The sequence below is a fragment of the Sediminispirochaeta bajacaliforniensis DSM 16054 genome (assembly GCF_000378205.1).
In the GTDB taxonomy this organism is placed as follows: domain Bacteria; phylum Spirochaetota; class Spirochaetia; order DSM-16054; family Sediminispirochaetaceae; genus Sediminispirochaeta; species Sediminispirochaeta bajacaliforniensis.
This window is the reverse complement of the sequence record NZ_KB899460.1, coordinates 1-3,230: the sequence shown is the minus strand read 5'-3', so window position 1 is coordinate 3,230 and position 3,230 is coordinate 1. Positions and strand designations below refer to the sequence as shown.

Annotated in this window: 3 protein-coding genes; 2 read left to right on the top strand and 1 reads right to left on the bottom strand. The window is 50.3% G+C overall.

Translation table 11 applies throughout. The features are described from left to right. Positions 1–141: 141 nt before the first annotated feature. Entirely contained in the window at positions 142–762 is a 621-nt protein-coding gene (locus F459_RS0121755) for a YqgE/AlgH family protein (protein ID WP_020614751.1), read from the bottom strand. Between the two features lie 87 nt (positions 763–849). Here F459_RS0121755 and F459_RS0121750 point away from each other — a divergent pair, with 87 nt between their 5' ends. Continuing rightward, positions 850–1,716 (top strand): peptidylprolyl isomerase, encoded by an 867-nt coding sequence (locus F459_RS0121750; RefSeq protein ID WP_020614750.1) that lies wholly within the window; start codon positions 850–852, stop codon positions 1,714–1,716. Between the two features lie 92 nt (positions 1,717–1,808). Next, positions 1,809–3,140, top strand: coding sequence for a GntP family permease (locus tag F459_RS0121745; RefSeq protein WP_020614749.1), 1,332 nt, complete (start codon positions 1,809–1,811; stop codon positions 3,138–3,140). Positions 3,141–3,230: the final 90 nt, after the last annotated feature.

Sequence of the window (3,230 nt, the reverse complement as noted above, 5' to 3'; positions counted from 1 at the left end):
GCCTGGAAATGGTTGGGACAATAGGGATTGGGGCAGAAGGGGGGATGGTTCATGAACTTCTCCTTTTTTGGCTGTTCTTACAATAACTAACTACGCGAAAAGGAGATTTTATTCATGTATCACCACGATTCAGGACACTATTTAATTGATAGACGGTTTAAAGCCGGTCTCTGCGGCTATCCAATAAATCCCCCCCTTTTTTCTCAGAGCCGAACGCCATACAGAGAAAGGAGTATCAGAAAAGACCAATTCAGGAGAACCAGGAATGACTATCCAATCCTTCCGTGCCAATTCGGTTTCAAGTTGTCCAGGCGCCCAACCCGCATAGCCCACAAGGAAACGGGCCCTCAGGTTGATTGTATCCTCTTGGTTGAGAGCAGGCTTGACCACTGAAAAATCGGGTTCGAAAATCACTCCGGGTGTCGCCTCGATAGCGGCAGGGCTCTTTTGTCCTCCGGGCAGCCCTGTGTGGAGTACGAAGACGAAATATTGCTGGACAGGGCCTCCTACGAAAACGAGCTCCTCTCTCCAGGGGGTTTCTCCAAGCTCTTCAACTGCATCCCCAAGAACCGTCGTACTCGGGCGGTTTATCACCAGCCCCATGGCCCCGTTTTCGTCGTGATTGAGCAGAAATACGGCTGTCTGTGAGAAGTTGGGATCGGTCATACTCGATTCGGCTACGAGTAGATGTCCTGTCAGGAAAACCGGAAGTTCGTCTTCCAAAGGAGGGGTCGGCTCTCCGTACAAGGTGAATGCATCCATATATAATTACTATAACAAAGGAACCTAGGGCTTCGCAATGGGCTCCTACGGACTTATCATTCTGCCGCTTATCCGTTAGCATGCCCCATGCACTATTTTTTGGGAAAAAATCAGAGACGTACGGCTTTTGTGATTCTGGGATGTATCTTCCTTCTTACAGCCGGTATCGTCGGTGCCGCCGATGGACCGGTGAGCGTCAAAGGAGTAAGAAAGATGGCTATCATCGAGACAAACTACGGAAGTATTACGGTAGAGTTGTTTTCCGACGCAGCACCTAAGACGGTTGAAAATTTTCTTGCCCTTGCGGAGGGACGAAAGGAATATACCGATCCGAAAACAGGAGAAAACATTACAGGGAATTTTTACGACGGCCTTGTTTTCCATCGGGTAATCGATGGTTTTATGATCCAGGGAGGCTGTCCGAGGGGGAACGGAACCGGAGATCCCGGATATCGGTTCGACGATGAAATGGATGCCGATGCTCTTGGCCTCGATAAGATCAAGGCCTTTGACACCAATGGGATGCCGCATCAGTGGCTCATGCTTCAGAGCCAGGATGATTTCAACCGTCAGATCGTTGCCCCTTTGCTTCGAAAGATGGGGATTGATAGTCAGGAGGAGCTCGATCAACGGATGGAAGAGGTCCAGGAGCACATCGCTGCCATGACCCTCAAGGAAGCTTACGAAAACATGGGGTATCACTACATGAGTGGTCTGGATTCCCATCCTCCGGTAAAGGGTTCCCTGGCCATGGCAAACAGTGGTCCCGATACCAACGGCAGCCAGTTTTTCATCAATCTTGCCGATACTCCCTGGCTGACTGGCAAGCATACGGTTTTTGGACGGGTGGTTTCAGGGATGGATGTTGTGGAAACGATTGGTTCGGTATCCACCGACGGAAGCAACAGGCCTCTTGAACCGGTCGTCATCAAATCGATCAGGGAGCTTGAATAGGGCGTTGCTTTATCGAGCATGAGCAGAAGGTTTTTTGGCAGTAAGATTATCTTTCCACTATACTTGTGAGTATCACATGTAGGAGGTGTTCAATGGTATCTGGTGGAATTGCGCTTCTCTTTCTGCTGATTGCTGTTCTGCTCATCATCCTTTTCACCGCAAAGTTCAACATGAACGCATTTGTCGTTCTGGTGACTATCGCCTTTTTCTACGGATTGGCTATAGGCCTTCCTCCGGGAGATGTTGTTGGTACCATCCGCTCAGGCTTTGGAGGAACCCTGGGTTACATCGGTATCGTCATCATTGCAGGAACGATTATCGGTATCGTTCTGGAGAAGACCGGTGCCGCTCTCTCCATGACCCAGGCAATTCTAAAGATAGTTGGCAAAGAGCGGTCGCCCCTTGCCATGAGCGTTGCCGGTTATGTGGTCTCGATACCGGTCTTCTGTGATTCCGGTTATGTTATTCTCACCCCTCTCAACAAGGCCCTCGCCGAAGAGACGGGTAAGTCGATGGCTGTGATGGCTGTCGCCCTTGCGACCGGCCTCTATGCCACCCATACCCTTGTTCCTCCGACCCCCGGACCCATTGCTGCGGCAGGGACCCTTGGGGCCGATCTTGGGGCTGTCATTGGCCTTGGACTGATTGTTTCCATTCCCGCCATGCTTGCCGGCTATCTTTGGGCGACAAAGTTTGCCAGTCGCTATGAAATAAAGGCGGAGCTTCAAGAGAGTTATGCCGATCTTCTGGAAAAGTATGGTAAACTCCCCGGCGCTTTTCATTCTTTTCTCCCTCTGCTGGTTCCTATCCTTCTTATTCTCCTTAAATCGGTGGCGGCTTATCCGAGTCACCCCTTCGGACAAGGCGGTTTTTCGTCCTTTATCCAATTCATCGGCGATCCCGTTACCGCTTTGATGCTCGGTATCTTTATCTCCCTGACACTGGTAAAGAAGGATCTCCGGAAAGAGTCGGTCTCTTCATGGATGGGCGAGGGAGTGAAGAATGCTGCATTAATTCTTGCCATCACCGGTGCAGGAGGCGCTTTCGGCGCCGTGCTGAAGGCCTCTCCCATGGCGGAGTTTATCAATTCCAACCTTTCAACCCTTAAATTGGGAATTTTCCTTCCTTTTATTATCTCTGCCGCCCTCAAGACGGCTCAGGGATCATCCACCGTGGCAATCATCACCACGTCGTCGATCATGGCACCTCTGCTTTCGGTCCTCGGCCTGAATCCCGCCCTAACGGTGCTTGCAATCGGTGCGGGAGCGATGGTTGTTTCTCATGCCAATGACTCCTACTTTTGGGTTGTTTCTCAATTTTCGGGTATGGAGGTTTCGACATCCTATAAGGCCTATACCTCGGCGACTCTTGTTGAGGGGCTGGTTGCCTTTGTGTTTGTGGCCCTCTTGTCAATATTTATATAGGGCACCTCTAAAAACTAGAGGGATTTCCTAAATTTTGTAATTGTTGATATTCTCCTTACAGGAGGAGGAAAGATGGCACAACAAAAAGGC

Coding starts and splice junctions, on each gene's coding strand:
- F459_RS0121755 (WP_020614751.1), bottom strand. CDS start 762: ATGGATGCATTCACCTTGTACGGAGAGCCGACCCCTCCTTTGGAAGAC.
- F459_RS0121750 (WP_020614750.1), top strand. CDS start 850: ATGCACTATTTTTTGGGAAAAAATCAGAGACGTACGGCTTTTGTGATT.
- F459_RS0121745 (WP_020614749.1), top strand. CDS start 1,809: ATGGTATCTGGTGGAATTGCGCTTCTCTTTCTGCTGATTGCTGTTCTG.